A 13,098-nucleotide genomic window follows, 5' to 3' on the forward strand; every position below is an offset into this window, starting at 1 on the left:
ACAAGCCGCGCGGCTTGATGAACTTATGACGTTGACGAACAGAAAAGGGGAGTTTGTCCCATGAAAACAGGTCTCGTGGTCACCGCCCATCCCGGCGATTTCGTCTGGCGCGCCGGCGGCGCCATCGCGCTGCATGCGAAGAAGGGCTATCGCATGAAGATCGTCTGCTTGTCCTACGGCGAGCGCGGCGAGAGCCAGTTCGCCTGGAAGGAGAAGGGTGCGACGCTGGAATCAGTCAAGGCCGGCCGCAAGGATGAGGCGGAGCGCGCAGCAAAGCTGCTCGGCGCGGAGGTCGAGTTCTTCGACTGCGGCGACTATCCGCTGAAGCTGACGGAGGCGCATTTCGACCGCATGGTCGACATCTACCGCGAGCTCAATCCGAGCTTCGTGCTGACGCATGCGCTGGAGGACCCCTATAATTTCGACCATCCGAACGCGGCGCATTTCGCGCAGGAAACCCGCGTGGTCGCGCAGGCCATGGGCCACAAGCCCGGCGCGCAGTACAAATATTCGGCGCCGCCAGTGTTTCTGTTCGAGCCGCACCAGCCCGAGCAGTGCAATTACAAGCCGGACCTGCTCCTCAAGATCGACGAGGTCTGGAAGGAGAAGTACGAGGCGTTCCAGATCCTCGCCGCGCAAAAACATCTCTGGGGCTACTACGAGCGTGTCGCGCTCAACCGCGGCATCCAGGGCAGCCGTAACACCGGCGTTCCCATGACGTATGGCGAGGCCTATCAGCGCCTGTTCCCGACGGTAGCGGAGGAGCTGGCATGAAGCCGGTCGTCGTTCGCAACATTGAGCGAGCCGATCCCGCCGCCATGGCGGAGTACGGCGTCTCGACCGTGCACGAGGCCTATGGTCGGCTCGGCCTGATGAAGCCGTATCTGCGGCCGGTCTGGGCCGGCGCGGCGATCGCCGGCCCCGCCGTCACCGTACTGGCGCAGCCCGGCGACAACTGGATGATCCATGTCGCGGTCGAGCAGTGCAGGAAGGGCGACATCCTCGTCGTCGGCTGTACCACCGACAACACCGATGGCATGTTCGGTGAGCTGCTCGCAACCTCGTTGCAGGCGCGCGGCGTGCAGGGGCTGATCATCGATGCCGGCTGCCGCGACGTCAGGGCACTGCACGAGATGAAGTTTCCGGTGTGGTCGCGCGCGGTCTCGGCCAAGGGGACAGTGAAGGCGACGCTCGGCTCGGTCAATGTCCCCGTGGTTTGCGCCGGCGTCAACGTCGATCCTGGCGACATCATCGTGGCCGATGACGACGGCGTCGTGGTGGTGCCGAAGCGCTACGCGGCCGAGGTCGCCGCGAAGGCGAAGAAGCGCAACGCGGACGAAGGCGGCAAGCGCAAGCGGCTAGCTTCGGGCGAGCTGGGCCTCGACATGTACAGCATGCGCGAGACCCTGGCGAAGGCCGGGCTCGTCTATGTCGACAATCCCGAGGATGTCCAAAGCAATTAGCGGAGTGGGCCGATGGGTCGTCTCAAGCTGAAGGCCGTGCTCGGCAGTCACCCCCATGTCCAGGCGGTCAAGAGCGGCGAGCTCCGCTCCGACCTGTTCGATCTCGATTTCATCGAGTACACGCCGACCAATACGGCGTTCAAGCCGATGGTGCGCGAGCAGGCCTTCGACGTCTGCGAGATGGCGATCGTCACCTATCTGATGGCGAAGGCGCATGGCAAGCCGCTGGTGCTGCTACCTGCCACCATGCTCGGCCGTTTCCAGCATTCCTATGCACTCCACAATCCGGAACGGGGAACGCTTGGGCCGTCCGATCTCGCAGGCAAGCGGGTCGGCATTCGCTCGTTCACGACGACGACCGGCGCCTGGATCAGGGGCATTCTCGCCAACGACTACGGCGTCAATCTCGACAAGATACGCTGGGTCACCTTCGAGGATCCGCACGTCGCCGAATATGTCGACTCCACCGAGCGCGCGCCGAAGGGCAAGAAGATCTTGCAGATGCTGATCGACGGCGAGCTCGATGCCGTCCTCGGCGAGGCCTCCGATGATCCCAAGCTGCAGACGCTGTTCCCCGATCCGGCCGCGGAAGCCGCCAAATGGTACGCGCGTCGCGGCGTCGTGCCGGTCAATCATCTCGTGGTCGTGCCCGATCAGCTGGCGAAATCGCGTCCTGACGTGGTTTCGGGCATTTATGATCTCCTCAAGCGGAGCAAGATGCAGGCGGGACCTGCGGCAATGCCGGACCTTGTTCCGTTCGGAATCGAAGCCAACAGGAAGCCGCTGGAGCTGATCATCGACTATGCGTTGCAGCAGGCGCTGATCCCGCGCCGTTATGCCGTCGAGGAGCTGTTCGACGAGACAACGCGAGGACTGAACTGATGGCGGGTGATCCGAGGCGATGGCAGATCGGGCTGGTCGGTTACGGCGAGGTCGGCAGGATCCTGGCCGAGGATTTGCGCCAGCAGGACATCAAGGTCTCTGCCTATGACATCAAGCTCGGAGGCGAGCAGGGCGGTTCGCTGCAGGAGCATGCTGAAAAATTCGGTGTCTGGCTCGCAGCCTCGCACGCCGAGCTCGCCGTCAAATCCGATTTCATCATCTCCGCGGTCACCGCGAGCCAGGCCGTGCCGGTGGCAAAGGCCTGCGCGGCCGCGATCAATCAGGGCACCTGGTTCCTGGATTTCAATTCGGCGTCTCCCGGCGCCAAGCAGCGCGCCGCCGCGCTGATCGATGGCGCCGCCGGACGCTATGTCGAGGGCGCGGTTATGACGTCGGTGCCGCCTTATCGCATCAAGGTGCCGCTGCTGCTCGGTGGTCCCGGTGCCAGGGAGCTGGAGCCGCTTTTGAACACGATCGGTTTTGCGGCAAAGGTTGCGAGCGACAAGCTCGGGGTTTCCTCGGCGGTGAAGATGTGCCGCAGCGTCATGATCAAGGGCCTGGAGGCCATGGTCATCGAAAGCTTTACCACCGCGCGCGCCTATGGAGTCGAGGATGCGGTGCTGGCTTCACTGGCGGAAACCTTTCCCACGATCGATTGGGAGAAGCAGGGCGCTTATTGCTTCCAGCGCGTGATCGAGCATGGCCGCCGCCGCGCCGAGGAAGTACGCGAGGTCGCCGAGACCGTGCGTGAAGCGGGGCTGGCGCCGTGGTCCGCGCAGGGCACCGCCGAGCGGCAGGCCTGGGTGGCGGACCTCGCCGACGAGGGCCTGTTTGGAATGAAGGGCACCAAGGAGTTCGCCCGCAGCGCTGATTGGCGCACCGAGGCGGACCGAATCCTGGCGAAGATCAATCGCGAGAAATAGGGCGGCTCCTGCTCAGGACTTTGCCGTGCGACAGCCGGTGAGCTCGTCGCGGGCGCGTTCGATCAACGCCATCAGGTCTTCGGCCTTGCGGGCCAGCCGATCGTTCGCGACTTCGGTCCGGAATTCTGCGCGGATCGATCGAATACATTTGTCGGCGGTATCGAGCGTCAGGAGCATGCGCGTCAGGTCATCCTGTGTCCCGACGCCCGCCAGATCGAGCTCCGACAGGACGTGCCCGATGCCGTCGAGCCGCTTCACGGCAGCCTCGCTGGGCGTTCTCGCTCGCTTGGATTGGTAGTCGATGTCGCTGAATGCGCTGAACATGTCGATGCTTCCCCGTTGAATGCAGACATCAGTGCCGGTCCTACTATGACCGGCACCGCGGGACTTGCAATGCGCGCAGCTATCGAGAATCAGCAAGAATCTACTATCCGGGAATCTACCGGATTCGGAATTACGGAACGATGAGCGGTAACATCGAACGGAAGCTGCTCGGAAATCAGCCGCCCTTCAATGCAGATATGCATTGAGAGCGATCAGGAGCCGGGGCCAAATAGAGTGGGCCGTTGCCGTGCAAAAGTCTGCCGACCCCGCTTGAAGCCCATCACGATATCCGGCAGCTCGGCGATCGCGAAGCGGCTGTCTTGCGTATCGAGCACGACGAGATCGGCAGGGTTTCCGACCTTGATGCCGTAATCCCCGAGGTTCATCAGCCGCGCCGGCAGCTCGGTCACGAGATCAAGGCAGGTATCGAAGTCGTTGACCGAGGCATGCGCCACGTTGGCGTAGAAATTCGCCATTCGCAGCAGTGAGGCGTCGCCGAACGGCGTGAAGGGATTGAGCACGTTGTTGGTCGCGACCGAGCACACCACGCCTTCGCCTGCGAGCTTGTGGGCGAGCGTCAACCCGCGTGGCGCGTTGTGGGTCGCCTCGCGCCCCATCAGATAGAGATCGGTCGCCGGCAGCACGGTGACGGCAACGCCAGCCTTCACGAGTTGCGCGGTGGCGGCCCTCAGCCGCTCCGGTGGCAGTGCGGAGAGTTTCGTCGCATGGCCGATTGCCACGCGCCCCCCGTAGTTGCGCCGCTCGGTCTGCCGGCAGACCTCGTCGAGGTGCCACCAGGAGGGATCGAGATCGAAATCGAGATGGAGATCGACGTCCACGTCGAACGCCTCGGCGAGGTCGAAGATGCGTGCGAGATGGGCGTTCGGGTCGGTGTCCGTGTAGGGACAGCCGCCGATCACCTCGCCGCCGTCGCGCAGCGCCTGGATCAGAAGCTCCTCGCTGCCGGGATCGTTGGTGAGGCCTTCCTGCGGAAAGACGCAGAGCGACAGGTCGATCGCCCAGGCATAGTCACGCTTCAGCGCCTTCACCGCCTCGAAGCCGCGCAAGCCGATGCGCGGATCGATCTCGACGTGGGTTCGCATGCGCGTGGTGCCGTGGACGATGGCACGTTCGAGCACCCGGGCGCCGCGTTCATATACGTCCTCTACCGTAAAGTCCTTCTTCATCCCGGAGACGGCGCGGATCGCTTCCGAGACGCTGCCGTGATCATGCCCGCAGCGGCCGAGCAGGCAGGCCTTGTCCAGATGGATGTGGCTGTCCACGAAGCCGGGCAGGGCGAGGCGCCCGCCGACATCGACCTCGACGGCCTCGCAGGCGAGCGTCGGTTCGATGGCGGTGATCCGGCCGCGCGTGACGCCGATGTCCATTGGGTCGGCGGCACCACGCAGCAAGGCGTTGCGAAAGATGAGGTCAAAGGCGGGTTGCGTGGTCATGGCTCTTGCGGAAGGAATTTAGTGCGGTCGGCCGCGTTTGGCGGCTCCAGATTGTCGGCAGTGTAGCGACGGAAATGTTCAAAATATATGCACGTATTCCCCGGGCGCGGCGTTAGTATTCTGCAAACCCGGGAGAATGAGCCATGTCCGCTACCGCAAAAGCCGAAGCCGGTCCGTCGTCCGATGCCGAGATCGTGGAAGCCTATCTCACGGCGTCGATGATCCCCGATCCGGACACCGCGGCGGCCTATATGGCGCCCGGCACGGTGATCACCTTTACCGGCGGGCGCGAGTTCGATCATCCGCGTGGCCCGACCGGGTTCAACGCCAAGCGCTACCGCTGGGTCAAGAAGAAGATGGACCGGTTCGACGTCTGCCCCGGCGACGGCGAGACCGTGGTCTATAGTGTGGGCACGCTCTACGGCGAATGGATGGATGGGACCCCATTCGAGGGCAACCGCTACGTCGACCGCTTCGTCGTACGGAACGGCCAGATCACCAAGATGGACGTCTGGAACGACAGCGCCGAGCGCATCCTGGTCCAGCGCGGCATCGACGCGTAACAGCCATACTAGCGCTTGAGCCGCCCTGACTTCACGGAGACAAACGGCTGGTCACCGTATCGCAAGCCGCGATAGCTGATAGACGCAAGCTCGTCTGGCGGCTGCGGCGCGCCTGCGCTATCAACGGTGCGATTGCTGCGCCCGGCATGGAGGCGTGAGCCTCCTCGAGGAGTTCCCGATGCGTTTACCCACTGTTGTCCTGGCTCTCACATGTCTTGCAACTGCCGCCTCCGCCGAAGACCTGTCGGGCACGCTTCAGAAGGTCAAAGAGACCAAGAAGATCACGCTGGGCTATCAGGAGGCCTCGGTCCCATTCAGCTATCTCGACGGCAACCAGAAGCCGGTCGGCTTTGCCATGGATATCTGTCTCAGGATCGTGGATGCCGTGAAGAAGCAGCTCGGCATGCCCGACATCGCCGTCGATACCCTCGCCGTGACGTCGTCGAACCGGATTCCGCTGATGGTCAACGGGACGCTCGACCTGCATTGCTCGGCGACCACCAACAATGCCGATCGCCAGAAGCAGGTCGCCTTCACCAACACGCACTTCCTTAGCGCAACGCGATTTGCGGCCAAGAAAGCCGCAAAAATCAACACCATCGATGATCTCAAGGGCAAGGCGGTGACGGCGGTGGCCGGCTCGGTCAACCTGACGCAGCTCGCCAAGGTCAACACCGAGCGCAATCTCGGCATCAACGTGATGCCGGCCAAGGACCAGGCCGAAGCCTTCCTGCTGCTGGAAACCGATCGCGCCCAGGCCTACGCGCTCGACGACGTGCAGCTCGCGGTCGCGATCGCGCGCTCGAAGGAGCCGCAGCTCTTCATGATCAGCGAGGAGACGTTCTCGAAGCCGGAGCCTTACGGGATCATGCTGCGGCGGGAAGACGCGCCGTTCAAGGCGCTCGCCGATCGCGCGACCGCGGAGCTGTACGCGAGCCAGGAGATCGAGGTCCTCTACAAGAAGTGGCTGGAATCGCCGACGCCGCCGAACGGCCTCAACTACAACGTCCCGATGTCGGGCGCCTTGCGCAACGCCTTTAAAAAGCCGAGCTCAAGCTTCGACCCGGATGTCTACGTGGTGAACTGAGGCGAGGGTTGTCGCCGCCGGAAGCGTGTTGCGCGCAAGCGGTCCGCCGAGATGTCAGTAGGCCGTCGGGAACCCCCGCCTCGCCGCGGGGCCGGCCTGGGGGCCGGGCCAGCCTGCTGCATGATATCGCCCCGAGGAACTTGCGGTCACCTTCGCGACTCTCCAGCGCATAGAACGGTGGGCAAGCCGCCAAGACCGACGCCGAAGCGAAATAGCCATGCGCGCAAATGAACCGTTCCTGGTCCGCCACGCGGACCTTATTTTCGCTTTGAAGACGTTCGCCGCGTCGATCCTGGCGCTCGTCATCGCGCTGGCGATGGATCTGCCACGGCCATATTGGGCGATGGCAACCGTCTACATCACCTCGCAGCCGCTGGCGGGCGCGACCAGCTCGAAGGCGTTCTTCCGCGTGATGGGCACACTGGTCGGCGCCGTCACGACGGTGGCGCTGGTTCCAAACCTGATCGATGCACCCGAGCTGCTGTGCCTCGCCATCGCGCTCTGGGTCGGGCTCTGTCTTTATCTCTCGCTGCTCGACGGCACCCCGCGCAGCTACGTCTTCATGCTGGCCGGATACACGGTGGCGCTGATCGGCTTTCCCTCGGTATCCGAGCCGGGCGCCATTTTCGAAACCGCGGTGGCGAGGCTGGAGGAAATTTCGCTCGGCATCATCTGCGCCAGCCTGGTTTCGACCATCGTCCTTCCACGCAGCGTCGCGCCGGCTGTTGCCAATCGCATCGAGAATTGGGTGGCGGACGCGCAGCGCCTAAGTCAAGTCGTCCTGTTGCGCCACGGGACGAACGAGACCCGCCGCGGCAAGCGCATCAAGCTTGCGACCGACATCGTCGAAATCGACACGCTCTCCACCCATCTTGCTTATGACCGGTTGACCGACCGCAATGCCGTCGTCGGACTGGGTGAAATCCGGCTGCGCATGCTAATGCTTTTGCCGGTGATCGCTTCGCTCGAGGACCGGCTCGCCGCGCTGGGCGAGGAGGCGTTGTGGCGGCAATCCGAGCTGAGGCGGCTCCTGGAAGATCTCGCGGAATGGATCACCAGCGACGCCAACGCACGGCAGCCGGCCGAGCGGATTCGCGCCATGATCGCACGGCAGCAGGCGGTCCTCGACGACAGCGCCTCCTGGGAGCGGATCATCGTCACCAGCCTGTTGTCGCGGCTGCGCGATCTGGTCGACCTCTCGCGCGATTGCCGCGCCCTGACGGACGTGATCGCCGAGAACCGGAACGTCTCGACCCTCGATCTGGATTTCCAATCCGAAGCAGGTGCCGCGCCGGTGCGCCATAGGGATCGCGGCCTTGCCCTGTGGTCGGCTGCCGGCGCGGCGGCGGCCATCCTGATCTGCTGCGCGTTCTGGATCGGTACCGGCTGGCCGGACGGCGCGTCGGCGCCGATGATGGCGGCCGTCGCCTGTTCGTTCTTCGCCGCGCAGGACGAGCCCGCGCGCTTCATCCGCAGTTTTGGCCTGTGGTCCCTGGTCGCCATTGTCGTCGTGGCGATCTACCTTTTTGCACTGGTGCCAGCGATCTCGCATCTCGAGGTTTTGGTCGCCGCGCTCGCGCCGACGTTCCTCTTCTATGGCTTGCTGATCGCGCGGCCCGCAACGACCGGAACCGGCATGGCGCTCGCGGCCAACACGGCGACGCTGCTGGCGCTGCAATCGACCTACAGCGCGGACTTTGCGTCCTACGCCAATTCCGCCGTTGCCTTCTTCGTCGGCGTCGCCATCGCCGAGTTGGTGACGCGGATCGCGCGTGGGGTGGGGGCGGAGTGGATTGCCAATCGCTTGGTGCTGTCGAACTGGAAGACGCTCGCCGTTGCCGCCGAGCGGCGCGGAAGGGGCGATCGCGCCGTATTTGCAGGCCTCATGCTGCACCGGCTCGGATTGCTCGTACAGCGCATCGCCTTCCTCTCCGAGAGCGACCGGCGCGATACCGACAGCCTCGTCCAGCTCCGTATCGGAATCAACATTATCGATCTGCGCCGTGCCCGCTATGGGCTCGCGGCATCCACCATTGCCGTCATCGACGACATGCTCGACGAGCTCGCCATCGCCTGCCGCAAATATGCGGGCGATGGAATGCCGGCCGAACTTCTGGCAAGCGTCGATCGGGCACTGGCCCGTGCGGTGAAGGATCCCAATGAGAAGGCGCGCGAGGACGCTCTGGTCGGCCTCGTCGGCATAAGGCGCGGCCTGTTTCCGGATGCGCCGGCCTATCGGCCGCGGGCAGGCGAGAGTGTTGCGGCATGAGATACGTGATCGATATCTATGGTGTGCTCGTGCCAGCGCTGCTGTTGTGGATCATCATCGCCTACGGGCTGAGTGCTCTGCTGCGCCGTTTCATGCAGCGCTTTGATCTCTACCGGCTGGTTTGGCACCGCGCGCTGTTCGATTTCGCGATCTACGTCTGCATTCTCGGCGTCGTCGTCTATCTCTCGGAGTACCTTGCATGAAAGGGAATCTTGCCTGGCTCGGGCGCCTCGCGTTGACGCTCCTTGCCGTTGTCGCCGCGCTCGCCGTCGGCCGCGAGCTCTGGGTCTATTACATGGAGCAGCCATGGACCCGCGACGGCCGGGTGCGCGCCGACGTGGTGCAGGTCGCGCCCGACGTGTCCGGCTTCGTCACCGAGGTGCTGGTCAAGGACAATCAGAAGGTCCATCGCGGTGACGTCCTGTTCAAGATCGATCGCGAGCGATTTGCGCTGGCGCTGCGGCAGGCCGATGCGTCCGTGGCAGGTCATCAGGCCACGCTCGATCAGGCCAATGCCGATTTGAAGCGCTACAGCGCGCTCACGACGGATGCCGTGTCGCAGCAGAAGCAGGAGCAGGTTCTGGCGACCCAGCTCCAGGCCAAGGCTGCCTTCGACCAGGCCGTTGCCGACCGTGCGGTCGCCCAGCTCAACCTCGATCGCAGCGAGGTGCATGCCTCCGTGAACGGCGTGATTACCAACATGAATCTGCGTCCCGGTGCTTACGTCACGGCCGGGAAGGGCGTGATGGCGCTGGTCGACACCGACACGTTGCATGTCGAAGGCTATTTTGAGGAGACGAAACTCGCGCGCATTCGTATAGGCGACAAGGTGCAGGTCCGACTGATGGGCGAGAAGGTGACGCTGCTGGGTCATGTCGAGAGCATCGCGGCCGGCATCGAGGACCGCGACCGTGCCGAGGGGGCCAGCCTGCTTGCCAACGTCAACCCGACCTTCAGCTGGGTGCGCCTCGCCCAGCGCGTCCCGGTGCGCATCGCGCTGGATCATGTGCCTGACGGGATGTCGCTGGTGGCCGGGCGTTCGGCGACGGTTGAAGTGTTGAACTAGGCGCGACTGCCATCACTCGCTTCAAGCATTCGAATATTTCTTCAGCTCGAACCGTGCGATCTGGTTCCTGTGGACCTCATCCGGGCCGTCGGCGAGACGCAGCAAACGCGCGGTCGCATAGGCCTGCGTCAATCCAAAGTCGTTCGACGTGCCGCCGCCGCCGTGGGCCTGGATCGCCCAGTCGATGATCTGGCAGGCCATGTTGGGCACGGCGACCTTGATCATCGCGATCTCGGCTTTCGCCACCTTGTTGCCGACGGTGTCCATCGCGTAGGCTGCGTTGAGCGTCAGCAGCCGGGCCTGCTCGATCATGATGCGGGATTCCGCGATGCGTTCCTGCGTCACCGCCTGCTCGGAGACCGGCTTGCCGAAGGCGACGCGACTGCGCACCCTCCGGCACATCTTCTCCAGCGTGCGCTCGGAGAGCCCGATCAGCCGCATGCAGTGGTGGATACGGCCGGGGCCGAGGCGCCCTTGCGCGATCTCGAAGCCGCGGCCCTCGCCCAGCAGCATGTTCTCCTTGGGCACGCGTACATTGGTGAAGACGACCTCGGAGGCGCGATCGGGCACGCCGTAGAAGCCGAACACGGGCAGGGCACGCTTGACCTCGACGCCCGCTGTGTCCATCGGCACCAGGATCATGGATTGCTGCTTGTGGCGGTCCGCGTTGTCAGGATCGGTCTTGCCCATGAAGATGCAGATCTTGCAGCGTGGGTCGGTCGCGTTGGTGGTGTACCATTTGCGGCCGTTGATGACGTAATGGTCGCCGTCGCGGACGATCGAGCTTTCGATGTTGGTCGCATCGGACGAGGCGACGGCAGGCTCGGTCATGGCGAAGCAGGAGCGGATTTCGCCTGCGAGCAGCGGCTTCAGCCAGCGCTCCTTGTCCTTCTCCGTTCCATAGCGCTCCAGCACCTCCATGTTGCCGGTGTCCGGCGCCGAACAGTTGAAGACCTCGGGGGCGAGATGCGAGCGGCCCATGACCTCGCAGAGCGGCGCATATTCGAGATTGGTCAGGCCTGCTCCGTGGCCGGAGTCCGGCAGGAACAGGTTCCAGAGGCCTTCGGCGCTCGCCAGCGGCTTCAGCTCCTCGACGACAGGATAGACCTTCCAGGGCCCCAGCTCCTCCGCCTCGCGATAAAAGCGCTCCTCATTCGGGTAGATGTGCCGGTCCATGAAACTTTCGAGCTTGCGCTTGAGCTCGACGACTTTGGGCGACATCGGGTAGAGCATTTTTGTCTCCTTGATCGATAGACAGGCCGGGCGCGATCGGCTCACGCGACGCGATACTCTCTGAATTTCTCGCGCAGCGCCGATTTGAGCACCTTGCCGGTGCCGGTCATCGGGAACTCGTCCATGAACTCGACGGCGTCGGGCATCCACCAACTCGCGATCTTCGGACGCATGTGGTCGAGCAGCGTCTTGCCGTCGACGGTCGCGCCTTTCTTGCGGACGACGAGGAGCAGAGGCCGCTCCTGCCATTTCTCATGGTTGATCGCGACCACGGCGGCTTGCAGCACATCGGGGTGAGACAAGGCAACGTCCTCGAGCTGGATCGAGGAGATCCATTCGCCGCCGGACTTGATCACGTCCTTGGAGCGGTCGGTCAGCGTGACGTGGCCGTGTGGGTCGATCACGGCCATGTCGCCGGTGATCAGCCAGCCGTCGCGGTCGAGGCCTTCGTCGAGCTTCATGTAGCCGGACGCAACCCACGGGCCCCGCGCGCGCAGATGGCCGACGCTCTTGCCGTCGCGCGGCAGCTCGTTGCCGCCGTCGTCGACGATCCGCAAGGCGGTACCGAAACAGGCGCGGCCGGACACCTGGCGGCGGTCGAACTTCTCCTTGTCGTCGAGATGCTCGGAGCCCGGCCGCAAGCCGGGCATCGAGCAACCCAAGGCTTCCGTCATGCCCCAGGCCTGGACGTAGTCGATGTCATACTCGCGCTTGAGCTTCTCGACCATCGCGCGCGGCGGCGCCGAGCCCGACGACAATGTTGCACGAAGAGTCGAGAATCTGTTGCCGGTACGTCCAAGCCAGTCGAGCAGGATCAGCCAGAAGCTCGGCACGCCCGCCGACAGCGTCACTTTCTCGCCTTCGAGCAGCTCGTAGAGCTTGTCGGGCTCGTAATTGCGGCCGGGCAGCACCAGTTTCGAACCGGTATAAGGCGCGGTGAAAGGCATGTTCCAGCCGTTGCCGTGGAACAGCGGCGCCATCGGCATCATCACCTCGCGCACGCCTTCCAGGTGCCCGGGCAGGAAGTCGAAATTGCAGGAGACCATGGTCTGCAGGATCGCGGCGCGGTGCGAATAGATCACGCCCTTCGGATTGCCGGTCGTGCCCGAGGTGTAGCAGATGGTGGACGCCGACTTTTCGTCGAACTCCGGCCAGGTGAAGCCGGCGTCGTGCTCCTTCTCCAGCAGGTCCTCGTAGCAATGGACGTTGGCAAGCTTGGTCTCCGGCATCCGCTCGCGCGAGCACATCACGACATAAGCTTCGATCGATTTGAGCTGCGGCGCGATGGCCTCGACGATCGGCAGCGTGGCGCGGTCGATGAACAGCAGCCGGTCCTCGGCGTGATTGACGATGTAGACGAGCTGCTCGGGGAATAGCCGCGGGTTGACGGTGTGCAGCACATAGCCCATGCCCGGCGCGGCATAGAACATCTCGAAATGCCGGTGCGTATTCCAGGCCAGCGTGCCGACGCGGTCGCCGGGCATCATGCCGAGCCTCTTGAGCGCCAATGCCATGCGCTTGATGCGCGGATGGGCGTCCGCATAGGTGTAGCGATGGATGTCGCCCTCGATCTCGCGGGCGACGACCTCGGCCTCGCCGTGATAGTCGGCGGCATACTGGATCAGGCTGCTGATCAGGAGCGGCATGTCCATCATCAATCCCTGCATCGTTTCCTCCGGACCGCCATGTCGTTGCATGACGTACGCTTTGATGTGCGCTTGAGGTTAGCGGAACGCCGCGCGACGTTCACGCAAAAAGCGAGAGACGCGATTGCATGCGTCACTTTTTCAGGGCTAAGTGATGCGAGCTGCCGGCGAAGCAGTGTCCGCCGGGG

Annotated in this window: 13 protein-coding genes; 9 read left to right on the forward strand and 4 right to left on the reverse strand. The window is 63.9% G+C overall.

Annotated features, from left to right (window positions below; genetic code table 11):
• Positions 1 to 60: 60 nt before the first annotated feature.
• From BRA471DRAFT_RS16050 to BRA471DRAFT_RS16065, 4 genes are read left to right on the forward strand one after another with little or no spacing between them, the layout of a single operon-like run.
• Complete coding sequence (locus BRA471DRAFT_RS16050) at positions 61 to 774, forward strand: PIG-L deacetylase family protein (RefSeq protein WP_007608924.1); 714 nt, start codon at positions 61 to 63, stop codon at positions 772 to 774.
• Positions 771 to 1,463, forward strand: a complete 693-nt coding sequence (locus BRA471DRAFT_RS16055; RefSeq protein ID WP_007608925.1) for a 4-carboxy-4-hydroxy-2-oxoadipate aldolase/oxaloacetate decarboxylase — start codon at positions 771 to 773, stop codon at positions 1,461 to 1,463. The genes BRA471DRAFT_RS16050 and BRA471DRAFT_RS16055 overlap by 4 nt, the downstream gene beginning before the upstream one ends.
• Positions 1,464 to 1,475: 12 nt before the next feature.
• Positions 1,476 to 2,345: a hypothetical protein gene (locus tag BRA471DRAFT_RS16060; protein ID WP_007608926.1), complete on the forward strand. Its 870-nt coding sequence runs from the start codon at positions 1,476 to 1,478 to the stop codon at positions 2,343 to 2,345.
• Positions 2,345 to 3,268: an NAD(P)-dependent oxidoreductase gene (locus BRA471DRAFT_RS16065; RefSeq protein ID WP_007608927.1), complete on the forward strand. Its 924-nt coding sequence runs from the start codon at positions 2,345 to 2,347 to the stop codon at positions 3,266 to 3,268. Before BRA471DRAFT_RS16060 ends, BRA471DRAFT_RS16065 begins: the two co-directional genes overlap by 1 nt.
• A gap of 12 nt (positions 3,269 to 3,280) precedes the next feature.
• Here BRA471DRAFT_RS16065 and BRA471DRAFT_RS16070 read toward each other — a convergent pair whose 3' ends face one another.
• Positions 3,281 to 3,592: a hypothetical protein gene (locus BRA471DRAFT_RS16070; protein WP_007608928.1), complete on the reverse strand. Its 312-nt coding sequence runs from the start codon at positions 3,590 to 3,592 to the stop codon at positions 3,281 to 3,283.
• A gap of 212 nt (positions 3,593 to 3,804) precedes the next feature.
• Positions 3,805 to 5,046 carry an amidohydrolase family protein gene (locus BRA471DRAFT_RS16075; RefSeq protein WP_007608929.1) on the reverse strand — a complete coding sequence of 414 codons (1,242 nt, stop codon included), beginning with the start codon at positions 5,044 to 5,046 and terminating at the stop codon, positions 3,805 to 3,807.
• A 143-nt stretch (positions 5,047 to 5,189) separates the two neighbouring features.
• Between BRA471DRAFT_RS16075 and BRA471DRAFT_RS16080 the strand changes: the two genes are divergently transcribed.
• The 5 genes from BRA471DRAFT_RS16080 (at position 5,190) to BRA471DRAFT_RS16100 (ending at position 10,031) form a co-directional block, all read left to right on the forward strand.
• The gene (locus tag BRA471DRAFT_RS16080; protein ID WP_007608934.1) at positions 5,190 to 5,609 is read left to right on the forward strand and encodes a nuclear transport factor 2 family protein; all 420 of its coding nucleotides are present in this window, start codon (positions 5,190 to 5,192) and stop codon (positions 5,607 to 5,609) included.
• A 178-nt stretch (positions 5,610 to 5,787) separates the two neighbouring features.
• Positions 5,788 to 6,696, forward strand: coding sequence for an amino acid ABC transporter substrate-binding protein (locus BRA471DRAFT_RS16085; RefSeq protein ID WP_007608938.1), 909 nt, complete (start codon positions 5,788 to 5,790; stop codon positions 6,694 to 6,696).
• Positions 6,697 to 6,913: 217 nt separating this feature from the next.
• A complete protein-coding gene (locus BRA471DRAFT_RS16090) occupies positions 6,914 to 8,965 on the forward strand; it encodes an FUSC family protein (RefSeq protein ID WP_007608940.1) in 2,052 nt (683 codons plus the stop codon).
• Entirely contained in the window at positions 8,962 to 9,168 is a 207-nt protein-coding gene (locus BRA471DRAFT_RS16095; protein ID WP_007608941.1) for a DUF1656 domain-containing protein, read from the forward strand. Before BRA471DRAFT_RS16090 ends, BRA471DRAFT_RS16095 begins: the two co-directional genes overlap by 4 nt.
• A complete protein-coding gene (locus BRA471DRAFT_RS16100) occupies positions 9,165 to 10,031 on the forward strand; it encodes an HlyD family secretion protein (RefSeq protein ID WP_007608943.1) in 867 nt (288 codons plus the stop codon). The genes BRA471DRAFT_RS16095 and BRA471DRAFT_RS16100 overlap by 4 nt, the downstream gene beginning before the upstream one ends.
• A 21-nt stretch (positions 10,032 to 10,052) precedes the next feature.
• On the opposite strand, the gene BRA471DRAFT_RS16105 is transcribed toward BRA471DRAFT_RS16100, so the two are convergent.
• Both BRA471DRAFT_RS16105 and BRA471DRAFT_RS16110 read right to left on the reverse strand, forming a co-directional pair.
• A complete protein-coding gene (locus tag BRA471DRAFT_RS16105; protein ID WP_007608955.1) occupies positions 10,053 to 11,264 on the reverse strand; it encodes an acyl-CoA dehydrogenase family protein in 1,212 nt (403 codons plus the stop codon).
• 41 nt (positions 11,265 to 11,305) lie between these two features.
• Positions 11,306 to 12,931, reverse strand: coding sequence for a long-chain fatty acid--CoA ligase (locus BRA471DRAFT_RS16110; protein WP_007608956.1), 1,626 nt, complete (start codon positions 12,929 to 12,931; stop codon positions 11,306 to 11,308).
• Positions 12,932 to 13,098: the final 167 nt, after the last annotated feature.

This window comes from Bradyrhizobium sp. WSM471, assembly GCF_000244915.1.
In the GTDB taxonomy this organism is placed as follows: domain Bacteria; phylum Pseudomonadota; class Alphaproteobacteria; order Rhizobiales; family Xanthobacteraceae; genus Bradyrhizobium.

Coding starts and splice junctions, on each gene's coding strand:
- BRA471DRAFT_RS16050 (WP_007608924.1), top strand. CDS start 61: ATGAAAACAGGTCTCGTGGTCACCGCCCATCCCGGCGATTTCGTCTGG.
- BRA471DRAFT_RS16055 (WP_007608925.1), top strand. CDS start 771: ATGAAGCCGGTCGTCGTTCGCAACATTGAGCGAGCCGATCCCGCCGCC.
- BRA471DRAFT_RS16060 (WP_007608926.1), top strand. CDS start 1,476: ATGGGTCGTCTCAAGCTGAAGGCCGTGCTCGGCAGTCACCCCCATGTC.
- BRA471DRAFT_RS16065 (WP_007608927.1), top strand. CDS start 2,345: ATGGCGGGTGATCCGAGGCGATGGCAGATCGGGCTGGTCGGTTACGGC.
- BRA471DRAFT_RS16070 (WP_007608928.1), bottom strand. CDS start 3,592: ATGTTCAGCGCATTCAGCGACATCGACTACCAATCCAAGCGAGCGAGA.
- BRA471DRAFT_RS16075 (WP_007608929.1), bottom strand. CDS start 5,046: ATGACCACGCAACCCGCCTTTGACCTCATCTTTCGCAACGCCTTGCTG.
- BRA471DRAFT_RS16080 (WP_007608934.1), top strand. CDS start 5,190: ATGTCCGCTACCGCAAAAGCCGAAGCCGGTCCGTCGTCCGATGCCGAG.
- BRA471DRAFT_RS16085 (WP_007608938.1), top strand. CDS start 5,788: ATGCGTTTACCCACTGTTGTCCTGGCTCTCACATGTCTTGCAACTGCC.
- BRA471DRAFT_RS16090 (WP_007608940.1), top strand. CDS start 6,914: ATGCGCGCAAATGAACCGTTCCTGGTCCGCCACGCGGACCTTATTTTC.
- BRA471DRAFT_RS16095 (WP_007608941.1), top strand. CDS start 8,962: ATGAGATACGTGATCGATATCTATGGTGTGCTCGTGCCAGCGCTGCTG.
- BRA471DRAFT_RS16100 (WP_007608943.1), top strand. CDS start 9,165: ATGAAAGGGAATCTTGCCTGGCTCGGGCGCCTCGCGTTGACGCTCCTT.
- BRA471DRAFT_RS16105 (WP_007608955.1), bottom strand. CDS start 11,264: ATGCTCTACCCGATGTCGCCCAAAGTCGTCGAGCTCAAGCGCAAGCTC.
- BRA471DRAFT_RS16110 (WP_007608956.1), bottom strand. CDS start 12,931: ATGCAGGGATTGATGATGGACATGCCGCTCCTGATCAGCAGCCTGATC.